This window comes from Streptomyces sp. NPDC127068, from assembly GCF_042724695.1.
Classification (GTDB): domain Bacteria; phylum Actinomycetota; class Actinomycetes; order Streptomycetales; family Streptomycetaceae; genus Streptomyces.
This window is the reverse complement of the sequence record NZ_JBHXEN010000064.1, coordinates 19,825-45,458: the sequence shown is the minus strand read 5'-3', so window position 1 is coordinate 45,458 and position 25,634 is coordinate 19,825. Positions and strand designations below refer to the sequence as shown.

General features: G+C 69.3%; 19 protein-coding genes, 1 pseudogene and 3 CRISPR repeat arrays. Of the genes and pseudogenes, 3 read left to right on the top strand and 17 right to left on the bottom strand.

Going from position 1 to position 25,634, the window contains the following annotated elements; genetic code table 11:
• The coding region (locus tag ACFWIA_RS30615) for a transposase (protein WP_387010509.1) at positions 1-203 on the top strand (203 nt) is incomplete at its 5' end.
• A gap of 168 nt (positions 204-371) precedes the next feature.
• Here the strand turns inward: ACFWIA_RS30615 and ACFWIA_RS30610 are convergent.
• Positions 372-785, bottom strand: a complete 414-nt coding sequence (locus ACFWIA_RS30610) for a hypothetical protein (protein WP_387010508.1) — start codon at positions 783-785, stop codon at positions 372-374.
• A 162-nt stretch (positions 786-947) separates the two neighbouring features.
• Between ACFWIA_RS30610 and ACFWIA_RS30605 the strand changes: the two genes are divergently transcribed.
• Complete coding sequence (locus ACFWIA_RS30605) at positions 948-1,604, top strand: hypothetical protein (protein WP_387010507.1); 657 nt, start codon at positions 948-950, stop codon at positions 1,602-1,604.
• Positions 1,605-1,683: 79 nt separating this feature from the next.
• On the opposite strand, the gene ACFWIA_RS30600 is transcribed toward ACFWIA_RS30605, so the two are convergent.
• The 14 genes from ACFWIA_RS30600 to ACFWIA_RS30535 form a co-directional block, all read right to left on the bottom strand.
• A complete protein-coding gene (locus ACFWIA_RS30600) occupies positions 1,684-2,985 on the bottom strand; it encodes a hypothetical protein (protein WP_387010506.1) in 1,302 nt (433 codons plus the stop codon).
• Between the two features lie 7 nt (positions 2,986-2,992).
• Positions 2,993-3,935: a CRISPR direct-repeat array (repeat unit 28 nt; unit sequence GAGCTACCCCTGCGTGGGCGGGGACGAC).
• A 43-nt stretch (positions 3,936-3,978) separates the two neighbouring features.
• The gene (gene cas2e, locus ACFWIA_RS30595; protein ID WP_387010505.1) at positions 3,979-4,290 is read right to left on the bottom strand and encodes a type I-E CRISPR-associated endoribonuclease Cas2e; all 312 of its coding nucleotides are present in this window, start codon (positions 4,288-4,290) and stop codon (positions 3,979-3,981) included.
• Complete coding sequence (cas1e, locus tag ACFWIA_RS30590) at positions 4,287-5,312, bottom strand: type I-E CRISPR-associated endonuclease Cas1e (protein ID WP_387010504.1); 1,026 nt, start codon at positions 5,310-5,312, stop codon at positions 4,287-4,289. Before cas1e ends, cas2e begins: the two co-directional genes overlap by 4 nt.
• Positions 5,305-6,099 carry a type I-E CRISPR-associated protein Cas6/Cse3/CasE gene (gene cas6e, locus ACFWIA_RS30585; protein WP_387010503.1) on the bottom strand — a complete coding sequence of 265 codons (795 nt, stop codon included), beginning with the start codon at positions 6,097-6,099 and terminating at the stop codon, positions 5,305-5,307. Before cas6e ends, cas1e begins: the two co-directional genes overlap by 8 nt.
• A gap of 4 nt (positions 6,100-6,103) precedes the next feature.
• Complete coding sequence (gene cas5e, locus ACFWIA_RS30580) at positions 6,104-6,892, bottom strand: type I-E CRISPR-associated protein Cas5/CasD (protein WP_387010502.1); 789 nt, start codon at positions 6,890-6,892, stop codon at positions 6,104-6,106.
• Complete coding sequence (cas7e, locus tag ACFWIA_RS30575) at positions 6,892-8,121, bottom strand: type I-E CRISPR-associated protein Cas7/Cse4/CasC (RefSeq protein WP_387010501.1); 1,230 nt, start codon at positions 8,119-8,121, stop codon at positions 6,892-6,894. The genes cas5e and cas7e overlap by 1 nt, the downstream gene beginning before the upstream one ends.
• A 282-nt stretch (positions 8,122-8,403) precedes the next feature.
• Positions 8,404-9,552, bottom strand: a complete 1,149-nt coding sequence (gene casB / locus ACFWIA_RS30570; RefSeq protein WP_387010510.1) for a type I-E CRISPR-associated protein Cse2/CasB — start codon at positions 9,550-9,552, stop codon at positions 8,404-8,406.
• 41 nt (positions 9,553-9,593) lie between these two features.
• A complete protein-coding gene (gene casA, locus ACFWIA_RS30565; protein WP_387010500.1) occupies positions 9,594-11,270 on the bottom strand; it encodes a type I-E CRISPR-associated protein Cse1/CasA in 1,677 nt (558 codons plus the stop codon).
• A gap of 261 nt (positions 11,271-11,531) precedes the next feature.
• A complete protein-coding gene (cas3, locus tag ACFWIA_RS30560) occupies positions 11,532-14,423 on the bottom strand; it encodes a CRISPR-associated helicase Cas3' (RefSeq protein WP_387010499.1) in 2,892 nt (963 codons plus the stop codon).
• A gap of 188 nt (positions 14,424-14,611) precedes the next feature.
• Positions 14,612-15,554: direct repeats of the CRISPR family, unit length 28 nt; unit sequence GAGCTACCCCTGCGTGGGCGGGGACGAC.
• Positions 15,555-16,095: 541 nt separating this feature from the next.
• A complete protein-coding gene (locus ACFWIA_RS30555) occupies positions 16,096-18,054 on the bottom strand; it encodes an ABC transporter ATP-binding protein (protein WP_387010498.1) in 1,959 nt (652 codons plus the stop codon).
• A 97-nt stretch (positions 18,055-18,151) separates the two neighbouring features.
• The gene (locus tag ACFWIA_RS30550) at positions 18,152-18,868 is read right to left on the bottom strand and encodes a lasso peptide biosynthesis B2 protein (RefSeq protein WP_387010497.1); all 717 of its coding nucleotides are present in this window, start codon (positions 18,866-18,868) and stop codon (positions 18,152-18,154) included.
• Positions 18,865-20,736: an albusnodin/ikarugamycin family macrolactam cyclase gene (locus ACFWIA_RS30545; protein WP_387010496.1), complete on the bottom strand. Its 1,872-nt coding sequence runs from the start codon at positions 20,734-20,736 to the stop codon at positions 18,865-18,867. Before ACFWIA_RS30545 ends, ACFWIA_RS30550 begins: the two co-directional genes overlap by 4 nt.
• A gap of 5 nt (positions 20,737-20,741) precedes the next feature.
• Positions 20,742-21,260: a hypothetical protein gene (locus tag ACFWIA_RS30540; protein WP_387010495.1), complete on the bottom strand. Its 519-nt coding sequence runs from the start codon at positions 21,258-21,260 to the stop codon at positions 20,742-20,744.
• A 177-nt stretch (positions 21,261-21,437) separates the two neighbouring features.
• Positions 21,438-21,563, bottom strand: coding sequence for a lasso RiPP family leader peptide-containing protein (locus ACFWIA_RS30535; RefSeq protein WP_387010494.1), 126 nt, complete (start codon positions 21,561-21,563; stop codon positions 21,438-21,440).
• A gap of 348 nt (positions 21,564-21,911) precedes the next feature.
• On the opposite strand from ACFWIA_RS30535, the gene ACFWIA_RS30530 reads away from it, so the two are divergent.
• Entirely contained in the window at positions 21,912-23,189 is a 1,278-nt protein-coding gene (locus ACFWIA_RS30530; protein WP_387010493.1) for an XRE family transcriptional regulator, read from the top strand.
• Between the two features lie 788 nt (positions 23,190-23,977).
• Here ACFWIA_RS30530 and ACFWIA_RS30525 read toward each other — a convergent pair.
• Complete coding sequence (locus ACFWIA_RS30525) at positions 23,978-24,295, bottom strand: hypothetical protein (protein WP_387010492.1); 318 nt, start codon at positions 24,293-24,295, stop codon at positions 23,978-23,980.
• A 156-nt stretch (positions 24,296-24,451) separates the two neighbouring features.
• A CRISPR array of direct repeats spans positions 24,452-24,906; the repeat unit is 28 nt; unit sequence GAGCTACCCCTGCGTGGGCGGGGACGAC.
• A 451-nt stretch (positions 24,907-25,357) separates the two neighbouring features.
• Positions 25,358-25,621, bottom strand: a pseudogene (locus ACFWIA_RS30520) (HAD-IA family hydrolase); the annotation flags it as partial.
• Positions 25,622-25,634: the final 13 nt, after the last annotated feature.

The following is a 25,634-nucleotide window of genomic DNA, read 5'->3' as shown; positions in this document are numbered from 1 at the left end:
AGAAGGGCTCGGCCGGTGGTCGACCCGTCGCCTTCGACCCGCACCAGTACCGGCGGCGCAACACCGTGGAGCGCTGCTTCCAGCAGATCAAGACCAGGCGCGGACTTGCCACCCGCTACGACAAGTCCCCAGAAAGCTACGAGGCAGGACTCCACCTCCGAGGATCGATCATGTGGCTGAAGCACCTCGCCTCAGCCACATGATCCGAACTTCGAACAGCCCTAGTGGGACCGGATGGTGTCGGTGCCGCTGGCCGGGCGGCGGCACCGACACCTGTCGGGGAAGAACACCGCGGTGGCGCCGTGCTCGTCGGTCGCGGTGGTGTATCTGAGCTCGCCGGGCCCGAGGCCGGGCGGCCAGGGGCACTCCGGTCACCGGACGGAGTCGACGGTGACCTCCAGGGTGCTGTGCACGCCGTTCGGGGTGACGGCGGAGACGTAGATCAGGGGGCCGGAGCGGAGCTCGAAGCGCTGCCCAGGTACGGGGTCGCCGCTGTGGAGGACCTCGGTGCGGGCCTCGCCGTGGGTGGCGCGCACCGCTTTGCCGTGGACGGCGAAGCTGTGGTTGGACTCGCTGGGCGGGGGGTTGTTCTGGCCCAAGTCGGTGATGCCCTGCCGCACCTCGGCGATCCGAACCGCCTCGGCGACGCGGACGCCCGCGACGCAGGGGAGTCCGGCCCGTTCCCCGGAGACGACCAGCAGCCGCCCGGTCTCCAGCCCCTCGACGAGCCCGGCGAGTTCAAGCACGGTGCCTTGGACGGGTGTGGTGATCGGGAGTTCGGCCATCGGCAAGGCCTCCGGCGGTGGCAGGAACAAGGACCTCGACAATCCTCATTCTTGCTGGTCAGAGGTATTTTCTCGCTTACCGGACCACCCGTCGGAAAGCCCGCTTCACGAAAGCGCGAGGCTAAGCTCGACCCCACCCCACCAGCGAACGGACCCCCCTCCATGACCAACGGCCTCACCTGGATAGGCGCCCACGCCCACACCGCCACGCCCGTCCCCGGAATGCGCGGCGGCGTCTCCCTCACCCTCGCCCGAGGCATCGACCCTGACGAGTTCCTCATCAACCTCGGGGCCGACCTCGATCAGCTCGCCGCCCGCGCCCCGCTGGCCGAACTGCGTAGCCAGCCCACCCCGCCCGGCCACGACCCCACCCGCTACGCCTACGCGATGTACGGCAGCGAGGGTGAGTGGACGTACGTGCTGGAGAACGACCACGCCGCGACCTGGGCAACCGGCTTCCGCCGTGTCCCCTCGATGAGGCCCGGCCCGGGTGAAGAGATCCTGTGCGCCAGCCGGAACCTGTACAGCCCGCCCGCCGCGATCCTGCACGTCGAAGGCGACGAGGTGATACGGCGCGCAGAGTTCGGCACCACCACTGGCCACGAGTCGGCGTTGGACGCGGCGCTCACCGCCGCCGGTGCCGTCTTCCCCTCCATCCCCGAGGCCACTGCCGACGAGGTGACCGCCTACTACGAACAGCACGGCGCGCGCCTGCCCACCCTGGTGTTCACCGCGCTGGGCGCGTACACGGGGCTGAGTATCGACCAGGATGCCGCACAGGCCGGGAATCTCCCCGCCGTGCACCTCCTCACTCCTTGAGCCGCACGCGCCTGCACAACGGCTTCGGCCCTCACCCTGACGGTCAGGGTGAGGGCCGAAGCGTGTTGGCGCTGGGGTGTTACTGCGCGACGAGTTCGCAGATCACGGGTTGACCGCCGCCGACACCGTAACGGCAGGTGCCGCGGTCATCCATGCGGGTATCCAGCCAGTACGCATCCCTGTCCTTGATGCGCATCTGCTTCATGAAGTTCGCGAAGTGGCCGCCCATGGATTCCTGGTTGTGCATGCCCGAGATCGCCGCCCGGCCGCACACCTCGTTGAACGTGGGGTCCGCCCCGTTCTGCGAGAACAGGTGGATCATGCTGCCGTGCTTCTTCGCGTACATCGAAATGCAGGCATCCCCGCGGGGGAGAGTGGTCTTCCCCGGCGGGATCGCCGGGTTGATGCCGCCCTCGGTGGACGACATGCCGCCGCTGTTGTACGAGGACGCGAACTCGTCACAGTTCAACGTGTCGCCCGCATCCACCAGGGCGGAGGGGTCGCCGTTGTTCGCGGCCCACCCCGTGGGGCAGATCCGCGTACGGGAACGGGTGTTCTGCGCCTCATCACCCATGTAGTACAGGGGCTTCTGGTCAACCATCGAACCCGGGTACTTGGCCGTGGCCTTCTGAATCAGCCACGCGTGAGCGGCGGCCTGCGGGAACGCCTTCGCGTTGAACGTGTACGTGGGCGCGACGTTGACGAACACACAGCCCGGAACCGACCCCGCCGGGGCGTCTGCTGCGGGGGTGTCGCAGCGGATACGGTCGAGGTCCTCGGTGCCGCCGTTGTAGTCAAGCGACCACTGGTAGCCGGTCTTGAACGGGCGAATCCTCCCGTCGGCGGGGAGAATGTTCGCGTCGATCTGAATGTCAGGCTTGAACCGGTAGTCCGTACCGGCCAGCGACGTACCCCAGCTGAACGGCGTCGCCGAGTGCATTTCACCCGGCACCCACCACGGCTTGCCCTTCCACGCCGTCACCGGCTGCTCCTGCGGCGTACACGAGGTTTCGCACAGATGCTTCCAGCCCACGAAGTTGATCTCACGGAACGCGGGCGGGATCTGCTGGGCCGGCTCGATCGTCAGGTGCTCGGCGAACGTGTTCTGTCCGTCAAGTTCCAGCATCCGCAGGAACATAAAATTCGTCACAGCCTGCGGCACACCGTTCATGCTGATGATGACCGGCACCGAGCGCACATCGCACTCGATGAACCGGGTCGCGAGGATGGATTCGAAGTTGGTATTGCACCACTCCACACCCGCAGTCGCCGCCGCACCCGCCTTCTCGGACGCGCGGGGCGCCTTGCCCTTGGGGGCCGGGGTCGACTTGCCAAAGCACACCTGACGGCCGTCCGCGTCCGGCTCGCTGCACTGCTCCACCGCATCCGAGCTACCCCTGCGTGGGCGGGGACGACCCGTGAGGGCGCAGTTCTTCGTCCCGCCGTCGAGAGCTACCCCTGCGTGGGCGGGGACGACCTCGCCCTGTCCAAGCGGCCATGGAACGTCACGGAGCTACCCCTGCGTGGGCGGGGACGACCGCCCCCGCGACCACAGCCGCACAAGCTCCCGCGAGCTACCCCTGCGTGGGCGGGGACGACCCGTTTCTTCTGCGTCGGGGGTGCGAGTTCGGCGAGCTACCCCTGCGTGGGCGGGGACGACGTGGATGGGAGTACGAACTGCCGCTCACCACGGGAGCTACCCCTGCGTGGGCGGGGACGACCCACAGCAGCGGGACGGCACCGGCCGCGCGAGCGAGCTACCCCTGCGTGGGCGGGGACGACGACGCACCGCCCGGGGCGTACACGGCGGCGATCGAGCTACCCCTGCGTGGGCGGGGACGACGACGCCGACGGAGGTGAGCCGTGGCGCTGACCGGAGCTACCCCTGCGTGGGCGGGGACGACGGTTACGCCGACAGGGTCCCTCTCGCTCGCGCCGAGCTACCCCTGCGTGGGCGGGGACGACGGACAGGGTATCGGCGTGTGAACTGATGGCTAGGAGCTACCCCTGCGTGGGCGGGGACGACGACCGCAGAAGAAGTTGCAGCGCCAAGTGGGTCGAGCTACCCCTGCGTGGGCGGGGACGACGACGCGGTCATCGTTGACGACCCCACCGACCCCGAGCTACCCCTGCGTGGGCGGGGACGACCTGGATGTCAGCACTGAGGCGCCCGTTTTCGAAGAGCTACCCCTGCGTGGGCGGGGACGACTCCGCCGGCACCCGGACGCTCCGCCCCTACGAGGAGCTACCCCTGCGTGGGCGGGGACGACGGCTTCCGGCGGAAGGACCCGTCGCGGTTCGTCGAGCTACCCCTGCGTGGGCGGGGACGACACTTCCTGACCTGCGGTGGAGCTACGTGATCATGCTGTTTCCTTTACATGGATTCGGTTGGTCGCCATCCTTCGGACGCCTCCCTTGGCCGGGCCATGAGGGTGATTCCGTCGAAGTCGGTGGGAGTCCAGCGGTCGCGGCCAGCGGTGCGTACGGACCATCGCTGCTCGGTGTCGGCGGGTTCGATCATGATGGCTTGGCCGTCGTTGACGCGGTTGCTGAGGAGCAGCCATAGCCGGTCGCGGATGCGCCGGTTGGGTGTTCCGACGAACACGCCGGGTGCGGACTCGATGAACCATCGGGTCAGGTGGCCGCGGAGGCCTGATGGTGCGGCGATCAGGATGATGACGGTCATGGATTGGCGCCCGGCTCTTCGGGGTTGTTTCGGTCGGTCTGGTGGGGATCTCCGGGGGTGGGTGGGATCACGTCGATGTGATGGTTGGTGGAGAAGGAGTCGGTTCCCCAGTTGCGGCCGCCTGCAAGGACGGTGTCGTCTTCGTCCCACAGGCCGCTGAGGTCTTGGTCTAGCAGCGCTTCGCCTTCGGGTACGAGGAGTTCCTTGAGGTCGGTGGCGATGCGGGGGAGGAGTTTTTCGCTGACGATGCTGTCGCGTAGGGCGATGCGGGCGTCGCGTTCGTCGGTGAGGCCTTTGGCCGCCAGGTCGAAGGCGAGGGGGATGGTGAAGTCGGCTTTGTAGAGGTCGGCGATGTCTAGGACGAAGGAGAGGGCGGAGCCGGTGTGGACGAAGCCGAGTGCGGGGCTGGCGCCGAGGCCGGTGATGACGGCGTGACAGATGCCGTAGAGGGCGGAGTTGGCTGCGGAGAGGAGGCGGTTGACGTCGTCGCCGGCGGCGAAGGCGTCGCCGGGTTTGTAGTCTCTTTTGGTCCAGGGGACGTTGGTTCGTTTGGAGTGGTGGGCGTAGAGCTTGCGGATGCGGGTGCCTTCTCGTCCGCGGAGTTGTTGGAGGGTGAGGCCGGTGGTGTTCTCGCCGGGGAAGCGGAGGTCGTACATGCGGCGGGCTACGGCGACCCGTTCTTTGGGGCGGGTGACGAGCCAGGCTTGTCGTAACTGGAGTCGGGAGTTGCGGGCTGGGCCGATGCCGGAGGCGTAGAGGCGTACGCCTTGTTCGCCGACCCAGCACATAGTGGTGGAGGAGTCGGCGAGGAGGGTGACGGCGGCGTGGGTGATGCGGGTTCCGGGGCCGATGAGGAGGACGGCTAGGTAGCTGGCGGGTACGTGGACGACGCGGGCTTTGTTGACGAGGACGATGGCGTTGTCGTCGCGGTCGATGTGGCAGCGTTCGACGTACAGGCTGGAGATGCGGTCTTCGAGTCGGTAGACGTCTTGGGGGCGGGCTTTCCACCAGGGTTCAGGCATGGTGGTGCTCCGGGGTGAGTGGGGCGAGGGTGAGGAGTCCTTGTCCGTAGGCTTTGGCTGGGCCGATGCCGTGGAGCAGGGTGTGGCGTAGTGCGTCGGGGTCGGTGACGCGGAGGCGGCCTTGGTAGGTGGCGGTGGAGAGGGTTACGCGGGGGCCGTTGCGGTGTTTGTTGAAGCGGAGGATGTCGCGTGAGGTGAGGGAGACGGCGGGGGCTGGTGTGCTGGGTTGGCCGAGGCCGAGTGTGGGTGGTGTCGTGGGTTCGTTTGTGGTGGGGATGGTGAAGCCGTGGCGGGTGGCGCGGTCGTAGAGCCAGTGGAGTTGTTGGTGGGCGGTGCGGTGGGGCATGCGGATCCCGCGGACGCCGCGTTCGGCGGCGGTGCCGGGTTGGGCGTCTTGCTTGGCGCGTCGTTCGGCCTGCTGGGGGCTCGGTTTCGTTGGGTGGCGTAGGGATTGCACGGGGTTGGCGGTGAGTCGGAATGCGAACTCCCGCCCGTAGACGATCTTGTCTAGGAGGGGGGTGTAGTTGGCTACGAGGGGAGCGCCGTTGTCGGCGTCGGGCCATCCTGACTGTTCGACGAGGTGTGTCCAGTCGGGGCGGCTTTCGGTGAGGACGAGTAGTTCCGCGCGGTGGGGGTTGTCGTGTTCGAGGCGCCACAGCACGCGTTCGGTGACGGGTTGGGTGGCGAGGCCAGCGAGGACGGTCGCGTGGATCCGGTGAGGGTTTGCGAGGAGGCCGAGGCTGCTGCGGCGGCGCGGGTTGAGGGCGATCTTCGACAGGTACGGCATGGAGTCACCAGCCCAGGAGGGCGAAAGGGTCGTGGCCGGAGGCCGGATCAGCGGGCGAGTCATCTTCGGTGGGTGGGGCGTGGCCGGTGGGGATAGTGACCCACGTGTGGTGCACGGTGCGGTCGCTGAAGATGGTGCCGGTGCGTAGGTCGTAAGTGTCGGGTGTGTCGCTGACGGTGTGCTCGCCATTCCGATCCTCGATCGTGGCGGCCAAGGTCACCTGGCTGCCCTTCGTGTGATGCCGGTGGTGGGCGGAGGCCTGCCAGGGCACGGAACTCAGGATGTCCGTGAGGTCAGCGTCCGGGTGGAGGCCCAGGCTGATGGGGCCGGTGGGCGGGCAGGAGCGACGGCCCAGCGCCAACGGGAAGGCCGGGTGGCGCACGGCGTGGTCGAGGGCTTCCAGGAGGGGGGCGGGGCCGCGGAGCGCCGCGATGAACACGGCGTCTTGGAGGTAGTAGCGGCGGGTGATGCCAGTGTGCTTGGCGGGGCTGGTCTTCTTCTGTACGCCTTTTGCGTTGACCTGGCTGGAGGGCAGTGGTTGCCCTCGGTGGTCGCTGACGGTGTGGTAGTCGCGCAGGATGCTGCCGGGCTGGTCGGTGCGGACACCGAGATGCAGTCCGAGGAGGTCAGCGAGGGGTGCTTCGCGGCGGCGTCCTTCGGCTGCGGCGAGCAGGCCAAGGACACCGGACTTCGTGGGCTCGGGGTGGGTGTCCCGCCGGTTGTATCGGGATGGTCCGCCCCAGGATTGCAGGGGTGCGGCGAGCCGTAGGACGAGAACAGCCGAGGCGGTCATCAGGCGTTCTCCGCCTGCTCGGTGCTGTGTGTGGCTCCGTTCCGGGCCGCGGGCACCTCGCCCTGCGGCGTGTGCTGTTCGTCCGCGAGCCGGCCGTGGGTGAGCCAGTGGTCGAGGGTCTCGCGCAGGGTGTCGAGGAGCGTGGGGAACGGCACGGACGCCCCGAACGCTTCGGTGAGCTTGTCGGCCTCGAGGGCGTAGGTGGCCAGGGTTCGGGAGGGACGGGAGCCCCAGGAGGTGCCGACGACATCCAGTTCGGCGGCCAGCCGGGCGGCCGACTCGCTGGTCAGTCCGCTGTCGCCGGTGACAGGCCGCTCGTAGGCGGACACCAGGTTGATGGGCTGGTCGGTGCGGAGCGTGACCAGTACCAGCTGCGGCACGGTGCGGTGCGCGAAGGTGTTCTGATGGCCAGTAGGCATGGAACGGGTGAACGAGTCCACGAACCGCACCGCGGCATCCAAGGTGGCATCCGCTGCGGTGAGGTTGTCGCGCAGTTGGTGCATGCCGAGGACGGCGTACCGGTAGAGCGTCGACGAGTTGAACTCGACGGTGCCGATCATGCCGGCGCCAGAGCCCTCCGTGTTCTCGTCGTCGACCGCCGTGTAGTAGTCGAACTCGGTGCGCACCGTGTGGGTGGACAGGGCGTGGGCGACTTGCACGGCGGCGTCCACATTGAGGGAGGGAAGGTCGGCGACCATGCGGCCGAAGAGAGCGACCTCCGCGGGGTGGCCGCTGGAGAGCGTGTCGACGACGGGCAGCTTGTCGACCTCGGCCTTGAGTTCCTTGTCCGGTAGTGCGGCGAGTTCGACGGCGCGTCCGTCCAGGAGCGCGATGAGGTCGTCGAGTTGCCGCCGGCCGAAGAACAACAAGTAGGCGGACTGGTTCGCCTTGGTCGCGGACTGGGTGATGCCCAGGGGCGCCAGGAGAGCGGTGGCCAGACGTGCGGCGTGGTCTTGGGCGAGGCCGGCACCACCCTCGTGGGCGGGTTGGGCCAGGCGGTCGGTCAGGAGGCTCCCGATCCGCGTGGTACGGGTCGCCCGGTCCGTCTGCTCCGATCCAGCGGCGAAGTGCATGCGCGTCGCCCGCTTCCACGCCTGGGACGACACCCGGGCGCGGCGGGCACCGCCGTACAGGGCCTGCTTCGGCGTGCCCGAGTCATCTCGGTTCACGTTGGAAGGCGGCAGGCTCTGCAGGATGTGAACCTCGACGAACAGCGGGGACACAGTCATGGTGAACTCCTTCAACAAGGGTGATGGCCGTTGAACGGCCACTGAACAAACAAAGGGGACTGACGGAGACACGGCACGGCCTCAGGTTCCGAGGCAGGCCGCGAACACAGTCCTGGGTTGCTGAACTACTGCAGCCATGGGTCCACGCGGAGCTCGGGCTGCCAGGAAGCCGTTGAATCGACCAGCAGGCGGAGCAGCACGGTTTGCTGGCGTGACCACTGTGATACCCCGGCCGGCGGGTGTGAGCATCTCCTTCACCAACCGGGCTGCGCGTGGGTTGACTCAGTCGGAGGGGGTGCCACCCGCTCGGTAGGCCTTGTCCCACCGACTGCGGATCCGGGACTGCCGTTCAGGGTCGTCCCAACCCAGGAGGTCTGCCCGAAGCAGTCCGTAGTCGAGAGGCTGCTCCGCCCCGCCCAGCATGGGGACAAGCCCTCGAAGGTGTTGGGCGAGTTCGTGGCTGTCCACGGAGGTGAGGATGTTAGCGAAGCGCCGCTCCAGCGCCTCCGCACTCCCCTGTGCCGACCTGCGTAGGTTTCCGCACGCCATTCCGAGACTCACACCTGACGTGTGCATCGTTCTGCGTCGGCCGTACTGGTGCACACCGAACAACGCAAGCGCCGCATGTTCCGCAGCCAGCGGACGCCCGAGAGCACCGGTGCACTGCTCGTACAGGCTGACCGTTGTCCGGTACAGGTGCCACATCGCGGGCACCGTGCCGGCTTCCCGGTTCACCCCAGAACGCAAGGCTGCCAGGTTCGCACCAGCCCCCGGCATCGACGGCGCGTACGTGTCCCAGAACGGAGTGCGCTCGGCATCGAACCCCAAGACATCCGGCTCCTGCCCTCCGGCAGCAACAGCGTCCGTCGCCTCGGCAACACCGACACCAGCCCCGGCACGGGCCCGGCTGCGGGCCAGGTCGCAGTACTGCAGACCCCAGGCTCGCACCCGCCGGTCCCGCTCAGCCCCCTCCTGCTGCCAAGCCCGCAGATCGAAGAACAGACGCGTGTAGTCCAACCCCAGACCGGCCCCACGCAGCTGCGCCACGACAGCGCGCAGGTGATGAGTGAGCTCGCCTAGATCGAGTGAGCCCGCCATTGCGGCCAGACGCCTGCCCACGGCCTCCGGACTGGAACGCCCGGAGTTGCGCAGCGCCCAGCAGGCGTCCCCCAGCCCAGCACCGGACTGGTGAACCGTGCGGGTCCGGCCCTGTTGGTGAACCCCGAACAACGTCAGCACCGCATGCTCGGCGACCAACCCCACCGGTGTCTGACCAGACACTCGGTCCGCTTCTGTCACCCGCACCCGATACAAGGCCCACATCCGCCGGACCGTCCCCGGCTCACATCCCACCCCCGCCCGTAAAGCAGCGAGATCCGCCGCCGCGTACGGCTGCTCAGGCGTGAAACTCTCCCAAAAATGCGGCCGCACAAGCCGGGCGCGCTGCCCGGTGGCTGTCCTCGTGGTCGCGTTCACGCAGCTTCCCCCCTGCCATCCCGCTCCTCAACCGCACGAGGCAACGCGTCCCGCAGCGCCTTCCACAGCCACACCTCAGCCAAGCCACTGCGGTGAACACGCTCCGTGCCGTTCTCGCGGGTCACCCGACCCACCACAGCCCGAGCCGGAACAGCATCCAGCAACTGCCTAGCCTCCCGGCCAGCCACCTGCCACAACGTCAGCTCCCACGCCTGTCGCCCACGCTCCAACAGATCCCAGTCCTCACCGACCGTACGCAGCCCCGCCAACAGCCGCCGCATCCGCCCATCCACCGCGTGCAACAACCGCAACGACGGCCGCTCCCCCTTGTCCCGCGGCAACGGATCACCCCCCGCGGCACGCCGCAACTCCGTATGGAAGCGATCCAAGGCACGGCCCACCTCGTCGGCCTGGGCCACACACTCCAAAACCGCCTCGCGGACATCCGCGTCCCCCGCCACGAGGGCGCTCACCGGCAGAGGAAGACGATCCGCGATCGCGTTCTCGACCACCGCACTCTGGTTCCCGTACTCCAGACCGCAGATCTCCACCCCGAGACGGTAGTCCGCGGCGAGATAGCCCTCCGCGCGCAGCCCACCCACCTGGCGAAGCAACAACGAAGTCGTCGGACCGCTGCCACTCTCAGGCAAGTCGAGCGCCAACAGCGCGCCCAGGCCCTGCCACGCCGCCCGCCCGGAGACATGACGACGCGGGCGTTGCGACGGCTGTCCGGCCTTCGGCTTGGCCGTGTGGTTCCAGGCGGTATGCATCTCGTCCTGAGGAGTACGGACCAGACGATCCCCCGCGCACACCACTACCTGCCGCACACGCACACCCTCACTGGTCTCCTCGGGGACCAGACGGATACGACGCGACTGGAACGTCATCAGGTCCAGCAACCCCGACACAGGCCGCTGCGACCACAACGGAGAACCCGGATTCATACCCCCCGCAGGCGAGGGCCGCTCCGCCCAGGCCCACTGCGGCCGGTCAGCCGGATCCAGGCCGTCCGACATGATCGGCACATTCAGCAACAACGTCTCGTACAGCGTCTGCCCGGTCGGCACGATCACACCGAACTGGCCCAACGGACCCGTCGGATTCCCCGTCGTCTTGCCCCGAGACATCTGCGGGTCCCCCGCGGCACCCGTCTTGATCGCGGCCGTATCCCAGCACTGCGCGTGCAGCAGCCACAACGCCGCCTCACCCGCCGACAAATCCAGATGATCCGCCTCGGTCAACGGGGTGAACAACGGCACGTTGTTCCCCGTCGCGACCGAAGGCACCAGCAGCGCCGACGACTTCGTCGCGCCATTGGCCGCCTCCAATCCGGGCACCTGACAGAAAGAATGATCAGACGACAGGAGCCGGAAGCGGCTCCCATACCGGCCCGGGCCCAGATACTCCGCCAGCCGGTCTATCTCCTCCGGCTCGAACCGTCCCCGCTCGAACCGCTCCGCCCACTCCCTCGACGACCGCGGCGCACCCAACGCGTCCAACACCACCGGCAGCAGCACCTGCCGAAGCACCGCCGGCAACATCGTCGACACGGGCAGCTCAAGCTGCCAGATCTCATGAGCCCGCTTCAACGAACCCAGCACGCCCTCGCTGAACCGGCTGCCATCCGTACCGACGGTAGGTAACCAACCGTCCCGCACGAGATCAACGTCCACCACACTTCCCTTCGCTAACTTCCGGGCTCGACAGACGCCTGGTTTAAACGGCGAAGCATCCATCGACGATCCGAGTCTTCAATGTCTAGTGGTGGATACCAAGCAAACCAGGAGCAATGCGCCCGATCGGGTGACGCTGTCGCTCGGTGCCCACCAACACACACGATCCGCGTAGCATCAACCGGATGCCTTTGTGCTCCCTGCCGCGGTAGGGGTGTTCCTGTCTACTGGTGGACGTCGTCCCCGCCCACGCGGGGAACCTCACTCAACCGCCTCCACCAGCAGACCCAACACCGCGTCATAGCCCACCCGGTACTCCCCGAGGACTGCCCAACCGTCCTCCTCCAGGACCAACGCTCGCGCGTACCGCAGCCACGGGTCTCCCGACCATCCGGGCAGCGCCGACAACTCCTTCTCCGCAGCCTCGGTCAGCTTCCCTGGAAGCCTCACCGTCCCACCGAGCACACGATCGACCACCTCGGCCTGGACCGCCTCACCGTGGGTACCGAGACGGCAGCCATCGAGCGCCGCGTACCCACCCCGCACCCGCCGAACGACGACGACCTCCACCGAACGCTGACCATCCCGCACCACCGCGTCGAGGTCCTCCTCGGCCTTCACCCCGAACTCGCCCCCGTAGTGCAGACCCGCCAGCGTCGGCGACGCCCAATCCCGTGGCCGCGTCAGAACAAACTCCTGCGCGCACGCCGCCCGCGACTCCTGCTTCCTCAACCACTCCGCGCGAGCGGCCTCCTCACGCTCAGCCCACGGCAGAGGACACACCTCCATATCCGAGTAGGCCTGACCCACCAGCCCAGGCACATCCTCGGGAACCCTCCACCCAGGCCCCACTCCCCCCGAATCCGAATCGCCCCCAGAGCCCACACCTGGCGGGATCCCCGCGCCCATACGCTCTCCGCCCACACCGGCAGCGGGAGGGGCTCCGCCCACTGCCTCCGCGACCAGTGCCGCCGCACGAAGCAGCGGCCACTCCCCATAAATGCTCCGCGAAACACGCAGGAACGCCGGGATGCCCGACCCTCCATCCGCCGCACCCGTCACTACCACCCGCGGCACCACCACTCCTGCGGGACGACGCGTCCCCTCGTGCCGGTGCAGCCGACCCACCCGCTGCAGCAACAGATCCACCGGCGCAAGATCGGTGAACAACACATCCGCATCGACATCGAACGACTGCTCAGCAAGCTGCGTGGCCACCACCACCATCCGCCCCGGGCGCCCCGACCCCGCACCCGGACCCAGCAACCGCAGACACCGCTCCGTCTGCTCCGCACGCCCCGCCGTACACAGCCGGCCATGCAACAACACAACCTCGTCCTCGGACCACCCCGCCGACACCAGCGCACCGTAGATCCCCTGCGCCCGGTCCACCTGGTTCACGATCACCAGCGCCACCCCGCCACCAGCTACCGCGTCCCGAACAGCCTCCGCCACCACGGCACCCTCCACCGACACGTCCGCAAGCCACTCCACCCCCACCTGCAACGGCTCCCGCCAAGAACCCACCGCCCGCACAGAACTCTCCACCACTGCCCGGCCACCCACCGCATAGGCAGATGTCACCGACGGATACCCCACCGGAGCCGGCACCGCCTCCGACACATCCGCACGCCCCACTGCACCCGACACATACGCATCTACCAACGACTGCCGCATCGCCGGCGGCAACGTCGCAGACAGCAACACGACCGGCACCCCCGCCTGCCCCAACCAACGCAACGCCTCGACAAGGAACTGCTGCATGTACACATCGGCCGCATGCACCTCGTCGACGATCACCACCTTGCCCGCCAGGCCAGCGAACCGCAGCATCACATGACGTGTCCGCGTCGCCGCATACAACAAATGATCAACAGTCCCCACCGCGAAACCCGTCAACAAGCCACGCCGACTCCCCAAGAACCACCGCCGCGGCGCATCCCGCTCCGCCTCCCCACACGAATCCGCCCCGAACCCGAACTCGTCGTCCTCGTCGATCGCACCGAACTCATCACCACCAGCAGCGGGCGAAGCATCCCAGATCCCCCGCCACCGCTTATTGAAACGCCGCTTGCCATGCAACAACGCGACCTGATCCACCAAACGCGGATCAAACGACTCCACCCACGACAACACCTGCTCATACATCGGATCACTCGTCGCCTGCGTCGGCATCGCTACAAACACACCATCAAGACCAAAACGCGCCGCCAACACCTCCGCAGCCGCCAACGCCCCCTTCGTCTTCCCCTCCCCCATCGGCGCCTCAACCACCACCAAACCCGGCACAGGCAACGCCCACACCCGCTCCACCAACTCCACCTGCGACGCCCGCGGAACCACCCCCAACCGACCCTCCAACGGCTCCAACACACCGCCCGGAACCTCCAGACGACCCCACCCACCCCGAAGACCCAACCGAGCCCACCCAGCAACAGCACGCCCCTGCGCACCCTCCCACGACACCAACTCAGCCTCCCCCAAACCCGGGAAGCAGGAGCTGTCACTCGCGATCCAGTCCGCCATCACCACGAAACCCGACAACGCCAACTGCTCAGCCTTCCGCAACCCCACCACCGGACACGCCGCCCGCAAATCCTCGAACCCCACCGCACGGGTGAATACCTCCACCAAGGCCCGCTGAACCTCAACCCACTCCCGACCACGCCCCTGCAACTCAGAAGGAGCCCTCAAACTCCCCGCCGACGGAAACGCCCCGTGATGCCCCGACACCAACGGCCACACCCATCCAGCAGCCTCCACACCCCACGCCTCACGCAACAACGGCGCCAACAACGCCCCACCCGCCACATCGTGACGCCACCGCCTCGTCTTCGACCAACGCCTCCACGTCAAACCCGCCGCAACAACCCGCGCCGCCTCATCCGCATCCACCGACTGGAACGCCGGAGTCGCCTTCCCACAGTCGTGAACACCGCACACCCACATGAACCACTCACGACCACGCCCACCACTCACCTCGTCCAACCGCTGACGCAACGACGGAGCGAGGTACTCATCCCACATCACCCCCGCCACCGCCGCTGTATCCAGCAGATGCCCCAACAACAGGTGCGTCCGCCCCCCATTACGCGCCGCCGACTTCCCCCACAACACCGACAACCGCCACACCACCTCCGGCGCCAACCCCATCGACCGCATTAACCCAACGACCGACCCACCACTCACCACGCGTCCTCCACTCCACCAAGTCGATAGATGCCGCGCACCCTATGCGACACCACTGACAACACCCCTCGACGAAGAGACCCCGCACAACCGAAACCCAGACGAGAAGCCAACTGCGCCCACATCTCCGCAGCTCACAACCTTGCGGTACGGAGCTACCGCTGCGTTGATGGGGACGCCCCCGGCACCACCTCGCTCACAGCGCCCTCAACCGAGCTACCCCTGCGTGGGCGGGGACGACCGGCCAGGACCGCCAGGACGGCTCATTCCCAAAGAGCTACCCCTGCGTGGGCGGGGACGACCCATTGCGCGGGATGACGGGCGGCGGCCCGCACGAGCTACCCCTGCGTGGGCGGGGACGACGAGCCGACGAAGGTTTTGTTCGGCCCGCGGCGCGAGCTACCCCTGCGTGGGCGGGGACGACCTCACCAAGCGGTCGCGCAGTCCGCCGACCATCGAGCTACCCCTGCGTGGGCGGGGACGACCCCAAAGCGCGCGGCTCAAGGGCGGACTATCGCGAGCTACCCCTGCGTGGGCGGGGACGACCGGTTGGAGCCAGGGGCCGCGCCGTGCCCGGTGGAGCTACCCCTGCGTGGGCGGGGACGATACGGTGCCGGACACGGCCTTCTCCACGAACAGCGAGCTACCCCTGCGTGGGCGGGGACGACGTATCGCGGTGCTCGGTCACGGTGGCCGGAGGAGAGCTACCCCTGCGTGGGCGGGGACGACGAAGATCTCGCCGGTCGCTGGGTCGAAGGCGCGGAGCTACCCCTGCGTGGGCGGGGACGACAAGAAGGTCGGTGAGCTCGTACGCGAGACCTGCGAGCTACCCCTGCGTGGGCGGGGACGACCGCCCGGTGACCACCGCGGCCGCCACCGCTGTGGAGCTACCCCTGCGTGGGCGGGGACGACGCGCAGGACGTACGGGCGCAGGTCGACACCGGCGAGCTACCCCTGCGTGGGCGGGGACGACGGGTGATCGAGTCGACGTACCCCCGGATCAGGGGAGCTACCCCTGCGTGGGCGGGGACGACGCGCACCATCCGGAACTTGGCGCGCTTTGTGAAGAGCTACCCCTGCGTGGGCGGGGACGACACTTGGTGACCTGCGGGTTTGTGGCGTGATCATGGTGTTTTGCTTTACATGCTTCGGAGGTGAATACCCGCGTGGGTTGGGCTCCATCACACCCTATGCCTCTTGCTCTGCGTCGTTGAGGCCCTGCTGAAAGAGCACCGGTTCGGCAGACCGACCCGGTGCTTGTCGAGTAGAAGCTCGTCACCGTCGAGCAACCCTGCGTGGCCAGGGCCGTCGGCGTCATTGCTTATCGTGGTCGTCGTTCCGCTCGACAGCGTCCATGATCCAATCGTGTACCCGCAGCTTATGCCCCATGGCGTGACGCGAGGAGGTGGCCCGCGTGCCCGACTGAGTGGCCGCACGGGATTCCAAGGTGGTCGATGGCGCCTCGGTCACGCTGCTCGTCGCCGCGTTTGCAGCACAGAGTGCGGTTCGGCGGGTTCTAGGTCCGGCTCCGTGATCCGCCCTGGCCAACTCATGCAGGGCGGACGGGCTAACAGCCTGCTCACCCCTCGTCCTTCATCAGCGCGCAAGAACCAGGACAGGAATGGCGAGGTGGTGCTCAGCGGACCGTTTCCGGGGCGCCGCGGTCCGTCGGAGTGCCATACGTGGCCGCCTGGGTGTTCCACATGGTCGCGTATGTCCCGGCCTGTGGAAGCAGGCTCTCGTGGGTGCCTTCTTCGATGAGTTGTCCGCGGTCGAGGACGATGATGCGGTCGGCGGCCCGGGTGGAACCGAGCCGGTGGGTGATGAGGATGACGGTGCGGCCCGCGCTGAGGGTACTGATTCGCTCGTAGACGGCCTCTTCGGTGAGAGGGTCGAGGGCGGAGGTGGGCTCGTCGCAGATCAGCACCGGCGCGTTCGAGCGGTAGAAGGCGCGGGCGGCGGCGATCCTCTGCCATTGTCCGCCGGATAGGTCACGGCCGCCCCACTGGGACGGGGCGAGGCTGGCGTCGAGCCCCCCGGGGAGCGTGGCGAGGACGGTGTCGGCCCCGGCGTTGCGGGCGGCGGTCTCGATCTCGGTGGGGTCCTGGGTGCCCTGGCCGAGGGTGATGTTCTCGCGGGCGGTGACGGGCCAGCGGCCGAAGTCTTGGGGCAGCATCGCCAGGCGTTCCCAGATCTGTTCGGGGTCGGTGCGCGTGAGGTCGGTGTCGTCCCAGGTGACCGTCCCGGCGGTGGGGTGGTAGAGGCCAGCGAGGAGTTTGGCGAGGGTGGATTTTCCGGAGCCGTTGGCGCCGACGATGGCCAGGACCTCTCCGCGGTGGACGCGGACGGTGACACCGGTGAGGGCGGGCGCGTCGCTGCCCGGGTACTGGAAGGTGACGTTGCAGGCTTCGATGACTCCGGGGTTCGCGGGGACAGGGAGGGTGGTGTCCGGGCGAGGGGTGCGGGCGTGGGTGTGGTGGAGGAAGCGGTCCCAGTCGTCAAGGTATAGGCCGGTTTTGTAGCCGGAGTTCGCGCCTTGGACCAGGCCGGTGAGGAGGCGCCCGCTGGTCTGGACGGCGATGACGGCGGTGCCGGCGGCAGCAGCGGCAATGTTCCCGGTGGCGGCCAGCCAGAAGAGCGCGCCATAGACACCGCCGGTGGCGAGTCCGGCGGCGGCGTCGCCGACGAGCTGGTAGCGGGCGTGGGTGCGGCCGACCTCGGATGCGGCCTGTTCGAGGCGCTGGGCGACGGCGCGGAACCGGTCGAGCAGCCACATCCTCATCGTGTTGGCGCGGACCTCCAAGGCGTGGTCGCGGCCCGCAGTGTGGAACATCAGGCTGTGGCGAAGGCGCCGGTCGGAGAGGGTGTGGCGGTCGGCGGCGTGCCCGGCGCGGGCTGCGCGGACGGCGGCCCAGCCGCGAGGGACAACCGCGAGAAGAAGCAGGGGCAGCAGGACCGGGTGGAGATGCGCGAGAACGCCAGCGGCGGCGACGAGTCCGAGGACCGCGGTGGTGACCAGGCCGAGGGCTTCGACCATGAGGTGGGCGTCCTTGGCCGCACGGGAGGCCGCTTCGCTGTGGTCGCACCAGGCGGGGTCGTCGTAGGCGGCGAGCGGGGCGCGGGTGGCGGCATCGAGGTAGCGGACCTCGGCGATGCCGTCGACCTTCGGCCCGATCCGGGCGGTGGTGGCGATGGTGAGCGCGCCGACGAGGGAGCGGACGCACGCGGCTGCGGCGACGGTGATGATCGAGGGCAGGGCGTCGTGGAGCCGGTCAGTGGTGGGACCGGCGGCTAGGAGGGGGGCTAGGGCCCCGGTGGTTGCGTAGAGGCCGACTGCGGTGACCGCGCCGGCGGCGAGCTGGAGCACCGCCGTGATGAGGCAGGCGCGGGGGTCGGCGCTCCAGGCGAGCCGGAGCACGATGGTGGAGAGCCGGGGCAGGCGGCGGGCAATGGTCCACCAGGAGGTGTCGAGTGCGTGGTCGTGGCGTTCAGCGCTGACGGTGTACTGCGGGATGGCGGGCCCGGCGGGGCGGGGCTGGCGGCCTCGGGGGATGCGGGACTGCGGTGCGGTGGTGGGGTCTGGTTCAGTGCTCACACCCGGGGAACGGTTCACCCGTTTGGGTGGTCACGCGCCCCAGGGGTGGCGGCGGGTGGCGAATTTATGTTCGGATGCTCGCTCTTCCGGGGGACGTTCAGACTTTCAGGGCCGGGGTGTACGGCCAGACCCGGCCTACCGGGTCCTGTCCGATCACGCTGCCGTCGGCTTCGACCCAGGCGTGCGCTGCGGCGGGAGCGGTGCGCGCGCCCAGGACCCAGGTGACCCGCCGTCCGCGAAGCGCTGCGGCGATGTGCACGGCCAGCGACTCCTCCAGGCACGCGGCCCTCCCAGGCCAGAGCCGTGCGGCGCGCCGTACGGCGTGGTGAAGGAGGTCAGCTTCGTCGGGGGTTGCTGCCCGGCGCGGGGCGCGGCCGAGGAGTCGGGCAATGCCGATCGTGGTCCGGATGGGGGTGCAGCGCAGCAGGACCAGGGCGGCGCACATGCCCAGGAGGGCGGCCCGGCGGTCGGCGCTGGACAGCGGGGTTTCCGCGGGCAGCGGCGGGCGAACAGCGGAGTCGGCCACCGTAAGGGGTGGGGCCGTCCTGGCGGTGAGCAGCCCGGTCGCGGCGAGTTGATCGGCGAGGGCGTCCAGGTCGGCCCGCACGACCTTGGGGGCGCCGCCCAGGGTCTCGAACCGGGCGGCGAGGTCGTCGAGTGCCCGGTCGAGCGGGACGCCGTCAGCGAGGGTGAGCCAGAGTGCGGCGGCGGTGGCGTTGAAGTGCCGCCAGCGGCCCCGGCCCCGGCGAATGTCCATCACGGCCACTCCACCGCCCGGGAGTACGGCGGTGTGGACCTGCGGCGTTGGGGTCATACCGGGCTCCGCTCGGTGTCGGGCTGCCACCAGGTAGCCAGGCCGGCCTGGCTCGGGAGGGTGGTGAGCCACAGCTCGGTCACGATCAGGGTGTGCAGCGCGGCCAGCGGCGCGGGCGCACCCGCGACGGCAGCGTTCAGCGCGGCACCCACGCGGCGGCCGTCGAGCAACCCGGCCTGCGCGAGCCGGGACTCGGCCAGGATGCGGCGCAGGGTGGCGGCGTTCGCGGCAAGCCCGGAATACAGGCTGGTCGTGAACGCGGTCTTCGTCTGACGGCGCAACACGAAATCGGGCACCAGCCCGGCGAACCCCGCCCGCGCCAAGGGCTTGTAGACCCCGCTCTCGACACGCCGGAAGCCCGGAACCGCGTGGCAGGCGTCAACGACCGCCGTGTCCAGGAACGGGGCGTGCACGGCGACGCCTCGTTCCTGGCGGGCGATGGCGTCATACATTGCGTGGCTGCCCGCCATGAACTCCAGGTCCAACCGGTCGTGAAGGGCGGCCGGGGCGGCTGCCGGGTTCGCGGCCTGGGCGCGTGCCTCGATCAGTTCGGCGACTGCCCGGCGGCCGGCAGGGGTGAGCCATTGGGCGGCGGCGGTCAGTGAGCACCAGGCCAGGTCCTCCCACCGGGCCGAACGCCGGACCATCAACGGGGCCGCGCCGCCGACCGTGGCGGCCAGGCGCTCCAGTGCCCGCGGGTAGGAGGTGCCCACCGTGCGTATGAGTTGCCGCCACACCTGCCACGGGGCGACGTGGTGCGCGCGGGCGTACTCGGTGGCGGCGTGTAGGGCGTCTCGCCGGTGTCCGGCGAGGAACTGGTCGGCGGGGTGGGAGTGGGCGGCGGTGAGGACGTTGTCCCCACCCCGGCCGGTCAGGTGCGCGGTCGATCCGGCGGCGGCCACCGGGGCGAGCTGGGCCCGTTTGATGGCGAGCACACCCAGGGCGAGGGAGGGGATGTCGGTGAACGGCAGTACGTCAGGGTCCTCCAGGCCATCGAACTGCGCCACCCCTTCCTGCTGGGCGTCGATGACCTGGTGGGTGATGCCGTCGACGTCGGCCGCGACCCGGCGGGCGTAGTAGAGGTCGTCGTCCTCGGCAAGGTGAACGTCGGTGTAGGTGACGGCCAACACCGGGCGCTTTCGGGCGGCGAGGCAGGTGATGGTGCTGCTGTCGACGCCTCCGGAGAGGTCGGCGGTGATCGTGCCGCCCTGGGTACGCCTGCCGACCGCGGTGGTGAGCGCGGTCCGTAGGCGCTGGGCGCCTTCGCCTGAAGTAAGGGCCGGGGCCGCGGTGGTGTCCTGGGTGCGTGGGGCGGCCCCCGCGCTGAGAACGAGGGCGTGGCCGGGGGGAACACGTCGTACGCCGTCGTAGTGGGCATCGCCCTGGGTGATGTCCACGCCGGTCAGCGTCAGGTCCGCCAACAGCAGCGGCAGCCGCGGGCCGGTACCAATGAGGGCGGCGAGCGGCGCACCGGCGGTTGCCCACCAGACGGCACCCTCCTGTCGTGTCCAGTACACGGGCACCACCCCGGCACGGTCACCGACCACGGTGAGGACGCCCTCCCGCCACACCAAGGCGAGGTACGAACCCGGCAGCCGGGTAACCGGACCGAGCGGGCCGGTGCAAGCCGCCCCCAGGGCGGCCCGGCGCTCCTCGGCGTCGGCGAAGCAGGCTCCGGCCGTCACCAACTGGGCATCCCCCTGCGGTCCGCGAACCGGGCGCGGCGTCTCCGCCACCGTGTGGCCCACCGCCCACGCCCGCGCCCCGGGCCGATCCAGAATCGTGTGCCCGGCCACCGGCCTGGGCCCGCCCGGGACGATCCCCGGGCGATCCGTGAACACCCCAGCGACAAAACGAGGGCCGGCCATCACGGTCACACCTTCCGGTCGACAGCAGGAGTGACGAGTCCCAGCTCACGAAGGCGAGTCACCAGATGAGGAGCGTTCACGGCGCCGGTCCGCTCACGGAGGGCGTAGATAGTGGTTCGTACCACTGGAAGCGGGATGCCGGTGCGCTCAGCCATCACGACGAAGCTCAGCCCGGCAGCGGCATGCGGTACAAGGGCCGCCTCCTTGCGGCCTAGGCCGGGGGCCTCCTCCGTCGTGCGGGCGGGCGGCGGTACCGCCCCGGTCTCGTAGCCGCGCGCCACCAGTTCACTCAGTGGGAAGGGCGCCGGGCATCCGAGCACCAGTCGGAGCCTGCGGATACGGTCCTGGATCGTGTTGCGGGAGATACCGAGCCGAACAGCGAGAGGTTCGCCCGTCAGGCCCTCGGCGATCGCGAGGAGCGTCTGACGGCTCTTCTCCGACACATCGGTCGCGAAGGCCGGGAACCGGCGGTCGACCGTGAGCGGGGCCGCCTCCAAGGCGTGGTTGTCGGTGAGGGTGTGCACGGATGTCCTCTCGAACGTGATGGTGAGTGCCCTGCCCCACCAAGGGCCATGACCGGGGGAGTTTCGGCGGGGAGAACAGGCGGGGAAGAGGAGCGCCCGGAGCCGCCGGTCGTCTGGCGGCTCCGGGCGCGGGCTTCAGAACCGGTCACCGCCCAGCGGCCACCGCCACCGGTACGGTCAGTGCCAGTACTCGGTGTCGTCCTGGCCGTCCTTCTTGTTGGCGCCGAGGGTGGCCTCGGTCACGGTGCCGACCTCCTCCACCACAGGCGGCTCGTACCCCTGACCCTCGTTCTCCTTCTTCATCGAGTACCTCCTCGAACTCATCCGCTGCGCACCGGAGACTCCCGGCGTCGGACCGGGTCGGTGCGGGGCGGGCAGTGCACTCACCCTCGGGCACCGGGCCTGTGTGGGACAGGTCCGGGGCGGGTGCTCCGGGATGCGCTGTGGAGCACCCACAGAGCACCCCGGCCGGTGGTTCCCCTACGGCCACCCGGCGGCTACCGTCGTTCTGTTCGGCACTTCGCGTCCCCATTTTTCTTTCTGTCCGGAGGCGTACGACCGATGCACCCGCTAGCTCGGGCCCTCGACGCCCGGGGCTGGAATCCACCCGAATGCGCCCGCAGGCTCCGTGCGTTATCCGAGCAACGCGGCATGCCCCTGGGCACCGGGAAGGACCGCGTCTACCGCTGGATCGCGGGCCGTACCCCGGACGGACCCACCCAGCGCCTGATCGCCGAACTGCTGGGCATCGCCGGTGAGGCCGTGCCCCGGTTCCCATGGCCGCACTGGCTCGCCCTAGACCCGCTCCAGCAGCCCCCTGACCACCCTTGGGACGCGTCGGGCGCCATCCGGGCTCTGGAAGACGTGCCCTGGAGGGACACCATGGAACAACTGCACCGCCGGCACTTCGTCCAATTGACCGGGGGCGCCCTCACCACGTCGCTCTGGACATGGCTCACCGCCGATCCGGCCGCCGCCGGTCAACTCGCCCACGGCAAGCGGCTCGGCGCGGCTGCGGTCGGCCACATCGAAGACCGAGTCCGCCGCCTGCGCCGGGCCGACGACGAGGACGGCGGCGGCCAAGTTCTCACAGAGACGGCCCTCAGCCTCCGGATGACCATCCAACTCCTCAAGGACCGCACGTACACCAACGCACACGGCGCCCGCCTCCACGCCGCGGCAGCCGACCTCACACGAATGCACGCCTGGGCCGCGTTCGACATCCACGGCACCTGCGACGACGCCACCTTCCAAGCCGCCCTACAAGCCACGCACGCCGCCTCCGACCCAGTCCTCGGCTCCCACGTCCTCGCGTTCTGGTCCATCGCCGCCAGCAGCGTCGACAGAGCCGCCGACGCGGAAACCATGACAACCGCCGCACTCGCCGCAGCCCGAGGCCGCACCACCCCCCGCGTCGAAGCCATGCTGCTCTCCCGCCGCGCCCGCGCCCGCGCGAAGCAGCACGACCCACTCGCCTACACCGATCTCGACCGCTCGGCCGACCTGGTGGACGCCACAGGGCAGGAGGCAGACCCCGAGTGGGTGTACTGGTTCGACCAAGCCGAACATTTGGGGGCCCTGGCCTCCACCCATCTCGATCTGGGCCACCCCGACCGAGCCGAACGGGCCTTCACCGAAGGGGCCGCGCTCTTCCCGGCCGACCGTGTCCGCACACAGGCGCTCTTCCTCGCCCGCCGGGCAGACGCCCAATGGAGCCAAGGCGAAATCGACGGCGCGTGCTCAACCGCCGGGCAGGCACTGGACCTCACCGAAACGATCAGCTCTCATCGTTCGGTGGGCACCCTGAACGGCCTGGCACGTCGCATGGGATCTCACAAGACGCTCCCTGCGGTCCGCGACTTCCGTGACCGGCTGACAGCCGCCCTTCCGCCGGCCACAAGCTCTGATGGAATTGCCTCCTCATCCTGAACGCTGGGCCAAGGGAACGGAGCACCGCTATCCCCGACATGAATGAGGGGGGAGACGACTGGGAACCGTCTCCCCCCTCATCCGGCACTGTTGGCTACCGCACCGCGCAGACCCCGCGACGAGCTCCGGACGGACTTACCCATCCGCCCGGAAGATCGTCCAGGCCGGATCGGTCGCAGGCATGGAACTGGAGGTGCTGCCGTGGAGAGCATCATGCTTCTGCAGCTTGACCGCCGTCTGACTGGCAATGGGCCGCCGCTTCGGCAAGGTTCACAGCAGGTGCGGTCGACGACCGCAACGTGCCGCTCGTCGAGTGCGACCCGGCGGATGAGGTACCCCCGTTTCGCCTCCGAGGTGTAGGCACCAGCCGCGTCGCTGATCCGCAGGACGTTGACCATGCGCTGGACAGCGAGCGTCTCGCGCAGCAGATCCGACAAGCCATCGGAACTTACCCCTGCGTGGGCGGGACGACGGGCGAGGCCACGGGCTGCTCCTGGTGGCTGGAGAGCTACCCCCGCGCTGGCGGGGCCGACTGGTCGATCGACCCAAGAAGGTCGTAGTCGAACTTGGCGAGGAGCCTGACCGGACGCACCTGCCCGAGGAACGAGCAACCCCTGCGTGGGCGGGGACGACGGCTGGGACGACATCCGGCTGTGGCGCGGAACCGAGCTACCCCTGTGTGGGCGGGGACGACTTCACCGTGCCCACCCGCACCCCGGTCGGTGCCGAGCTACCCCCGCGTGGGCGGGACGGACGGGTCTCGCGGTGGCTGGCCAGGCGGGTGCGGGTCAGATGGAGCCGGGGCCAGGGCCACCCGCCGCGCGGAACCTGTGCCCGGCCCGGTGACACGCCGCCAGGAACGGGCCCAGCCCCGGGTACGGGGCCCACGTCAGACGGGACGTCGGCTCCGCCGCCCGCCACACCTCCCACCCGTCCGCCGCGTCCTCCACCCACCGCGCGCACTCCTCGCACCCCGCCACCGCACCCGGCACCAGCCCCGGGTGCACGACCGCCAGGTGCTGCTCCAGCCGGAGGCCGACCGCCGTCGCCTCCCCGGCCGTGTCGTGGCCGCGGGCCGCCGCCGCCCACTCCGCCTCCCACGCCATGTGCAGGAGGCCACCCTCCCTGCACCCGCACCCCTCCCACGCCACCGTCACGACCACTCCTCCCCGTCCTCCGGCAGCGGTATGGCCGCCGCCGTCATCCCTACCCGCCGCCGCGCCCGAGGCCCCGGCCGAGCCGGAGCAGGCGCCGCCGGGCCGGAACTACTCCCGCGTGGGCGGGGACGACGCGGGCTTTCGTGGGGTCCGCGACCCGGTCCGGGAGCTACCCCTGCGTGGGCGGGGACGACCTGTGGAGACTGCCCAGGGCGCCGGTGCGGTGTGAGCTACCCCTGCGTGGGCGGGGACGACCGATCTAGGGGGATCTCATGTCCACGCTCGCTCGAGCTACCCCTGCGTGGGCGGGGACGACCTTTCCTCCTTGGTGGATTCCCGGGAGGGCAGGGAGCTACCCCTGCGTGGGCGGGGACGACGGGGCGCCGGAGCTGGCCTACCGGCTGCACCGGGAGCTACCCCTGCGTGGGCGGGGACGACGGGGAGACGATGTCAGCCGCGGCACAGATCAACGAGCTACCCCTGCGTGGGCGGGGACGACAGCGGAGGCGGCCATTGGCGCACCATCCGGAACGAGCTACCCCTGCGTGGGCGGGGACGACACTTCGTGACCTGCGGTTTTGTAACGTGATCATGGTGTTTTGCTTTACATGCTTCACGGCCGGTTCTGTGTGGGCCGGGGTTCCATCCCACTCTACTGTCCCTGCTCGGTGTGGCGTTGGCGCCGATGTGTTGGGCGTCCTACCGACCCCGGCCCACCGCGTCCCCTGGAGCACCCACCGCGCGGGGACCGTCCGACGTCCACAACGCCGAGCAGCAGCCGGTCGTCACACCTACCGTCGCTCCACCTCTGCCACCACAGACCAGCGAACTCCCCTGCCTCGGCCAAGGCAACGACCACAACAACAGATCGGCCGCCGCTCCCCCACCGAGCAACCCCCGCGCTGGCGGGGCCGACCGACGGCGCGGCCCTGAGCACGGCGTGGCCCCGGAGCTACCCCTGTGTGGGCGGGGACGACGTTGGGACTGCGTGCCGTGGTCGTCGCGCTGTCTTCAAGCCGATGGGGTGAATGTGTCCCCGGCGGATAGGCCGCCCGTGATCAGAGGCGCGAGGTGGTCCCTGAGTTCTGCGAGGGAGAACACGTAGGCGTCCGCTCCGGGCAGTTGTGTGGCCTTGTGGGTGCTGGTGATTGCGATGACGGTGCAGCCGGCCGCTTTGCCCGCGGCGATCCCCGCTGGGGCGTCCTCGACGACGACGCAGCGGTGGGATGGGATCCCCAATCGCGTTGCCGCCAGTTGGTAGGCGTCCGGGTAGGGCTTGGCGTTAACG

Bases quoted from the DNA above. Each gene is read 5' to 3' on its own strand.
- ACFWIA_RS30610 (WP_387010508.1), bottom strand. From the start codon at position 785: ATGGCCGAACTCCCGATCACCACACCCGTCCAAGGCACCGTGCTTGAA.
- ACFWIA_RS30605 (WP_387010507.1), top strand. From the start codon at position 948: ATGACCAACGGCCTCACCTGGATAGGCGCCCACGCCCACACCGCCACG.
- cas2e (WP_387010505.1), bottom strand. From the start codon at position 4,290: ATGACCGTCATCATCCTGATCGCCGCACCATCAGGCCTCCGCGGCCAC.
- cas1e (WP_387010504.1), bottom strand. From the start codon at position 5,312: ATGCCTGAACCCTGGTGGAAAGCCCGCCCCCAAGACGTCTACCGACTC.
- cas6e (WP_387010503.1), bottom strand. From the start codon at position 6,099: ATGCCGTACCTGTCGAAGATCGCCCTCAACCCGCGCCGCCGCAGCAGC.
- cas5e (WP_387010502.1), bottom strand. From the start codon at position 6,892: ATGACCGCCTCGGCTGTTCTCGTCCTACGGCTCGCCGCACCCCTGCAA.
- cas7e (WP_387010501.1), bottom strand. From the start codon at position 8,121: ATGACTGTGTCCCCGCTGTTCGTCGAGGTTCACATCCTGCAGAGCCTG.
- cas3 (WP_387010499.1), bottom strand. From the start codon at position 14,423: ATGGGGTTGGCGCCGGAGGTGGTGTGGCGGTTGTCGGTGTTGTGGGGG.
- ACFWIA_RS30550 (WP_387010497.1), bottom strand. From the start codon at position 18,868: ATGACCCCAACGCCGCAGGTCCACACCGCCGTACTCCCGGGCGGTGGA.
- ACFWIA_RS30545 (WP_387010496.1), bottom strand. From the start codon at position 20,736: ATGGCCGGCCCTCGTTTTGTCGCTGGGGTGTTCACGGATCGCCCGGGG.
- ACFWIA_RS30535 (WP_387010494.1), bottom strand. From the start codon at position 21,563: ATGAAGAAGGAGAACGAGGGTCAGGGGTACGAGCCGCCTGTGGTGGAG.
- ACFWIA_RS30530 (WP_387010493.1), top strand. From the start codon at position 21,912: ATGCCCCTGGGCACCGGGAAGGACCGCGTCTACCGCTGGATCGCGGGC.
- ACFWIA_RS30525 (WP_387010492.1), bottom strand. From the start codon at position 24,295: ATGGCGTGGGAGGCGGAGTGGGCGGCGGCGGCCCGCGGCCACGACACG.